The sequence below is a fragment of the Streptomyces sp. SAS_272 genome (assembly GCF_052543235.1).
This window is the reverse complement of the sequence record NZ_JBMNDR010000206.1, coordinates 1-2,003: the sequence shown is the minus strand read 5'-3', so window position 1 is coordinate 2,003 and position 2,003 is coordinate 1. Positions and strand designations below refer to the sequence as shown.

2 rRNA genes are annotated in these 2,003 nt (G+C 56.6%); both read right to left on the bottom strand.

Features of this window, described 5'->3' with window-relative positions:
• Positions 1-85: ribosomal RNA gene (gene rrf / locus ACN6LD_RS42145) — 5S ribosomal RNA — on the bottom strand; the annotation flags it as partial.
• Between the two features lie 91 nt (positions 86-176).
• Positions 177-2,003, bottom strand: a 23S ribosomal RNA gene (locus tag ACN6LD_RS42140); the annotation flags it as partial.

Sequence of the window (2,003 nt, the reverse complement as noted above, 5' to 3'; positions counted from 1 at the left end):
CCCCTGCAGTACCATCGGCGCTGTGAGGCTTAGCTTCCGGGTTCGGAATGTAACCGGGCGTTTCCCTCACGCTATGACCACCGAAACACTATGAAACTGTTTCAGCCGCACCACACCGTGACCATGGCATGGGGCTGTTCGTGGTTTCAGAACCAACACAGTGGACGCGAGCAACTGAGGACAAGCCCTCGGCCTATTAGTACCAGTCAGCTTCACCCATTACTGGGCTTCCACATCCGGCCTATCAACCCAGTCGTCTACTGGGAGCCTTACCCCATCAAGTGGGTGGGAATACTCATCTCGAAGCAGGCTTCCCGCTTAGATGCTTTCAGCGGTTATCCCTCCCGAACGTAGCCAACCAGCCATGCCCTTGGCAGAACAACTGGCACACCAGAGGTTCGTCCGTCCCGGTCCTCTCGTACTAGGGACAGCCCTTCTCAATATTCCTGCGCGCGCAGCGGATAGGGACCGAACTGTCTCACGACGTTCTAAACCCAGCTCGCGTACCGCTTTAATGGGCGAACAGCCCAACCCTTGGGACCGACTCCAGCCCCAGGATGCGACGAGCCGACATCGAGGTGCCAAACCATCCCGTCGATATGGACTCTTGGGGAAGATCAGCCTGTTATCCCCGGGGTACCTTTTATCCGTTGAGCGACGGCGCTTCCACAAGCCACCGCCGGATCACTAGTCCCGACTTTCGTCCCTGCTCGACCCGTCGGTCTCACAGTCAAGCTCCCTTGTGCACTTACACTCAACACCTGATTGCCAACCAGGCTGAGGGAACCTTTGGGCGCCTCCGTTACTCTTTAGGAGGCAACCGCCCCAGTTAAACTACCCATCAGACACTGTCCCTGATCCGGATCACGGACCCAGGTTAGACATCCAGCACGACCAGACTGGTATTTCAACGACGACTCCACCTGAACTGGCGTCCAAGCTTCACAGTCTCCCAGCTATCCTACACAAGCCGAACCGAACACCAATATCAAACTGTAGTAAAGGTCCCGGGGTCTTTCCGTCCTGCTGCGCGAAACGAGCATCTTTACTCGTAGTGCAATTTCACCGGGCCTATGGTTGAGACAGTCGAGAAGTCGTTACGCCATTCGTGCAGGTCGGAACTTACCCGACAAGGAATTTCGCTACCTTAGGATGGTTATAGTTACCACCGCCGTTTACTGGCGCTTAAGTTCTCAGCTTCGCCACACCGAAATGTGACTAACCGGTCCCCTTAACGTTCCAGCACCGGGCAGGCGTCAGTCCGTATACATCGCCTTACGGCTTCGCACGGACCTGTGTTTTTAGTAAACAGTCGCTTCTCGCTGGTCTCTGCGGCCACCCCCAGCTCGAGGAGCAAGTCCTCTCACCAAGCGTGGCCCCCCTTCTCCCGAAGTTACGGGGGCATTTTGCCGAGTTCCTTAACCATAGTTCACCCGAACGCCTCGGTATTCTCTACCTGACCACCTGAGTCGGTTTAGGGTACGGGCCGCCATGAAACTCGCTAGAGGCTTTTCTCGACAGCATAGGATCATCCACTTCGCCACAATCGGCTCGGCATCAGGTCTCAGACTATGTGGTGTGCGGATTTGCCTACACACCGTCCTACACCCTTACCCCGGGACAACCACCGCCCGGGATGGACTACCTTCCTGCGTCACCCCATCACTCACCTACTACAAGTCTGGTCCGTCGGCTCCACCACTTTCCATTCCCCGAAGGGTCCGGAACGGCTTCACGGACTTAGCATCGCCTGGTTCGATGTTTGACGCTTCACAGCGGGTACCGGAATATCAACCGGTTATCCATCGACTACGCCTGTCGGCCTCGCCTTAGGTCCCGACTTACCCTGGGCAGATCAGCTTGACCCAGGAACCCTTAGTCAATCGGCGCACACGTTTCTCACGTGTGAATCGCTACTCATGCCTGCATTCTCACTCGTGAACCGTCCACAACTACCTTCCGGTGCTGCTTCACCCGGCACACGACGCTCCCCTACCCATCAC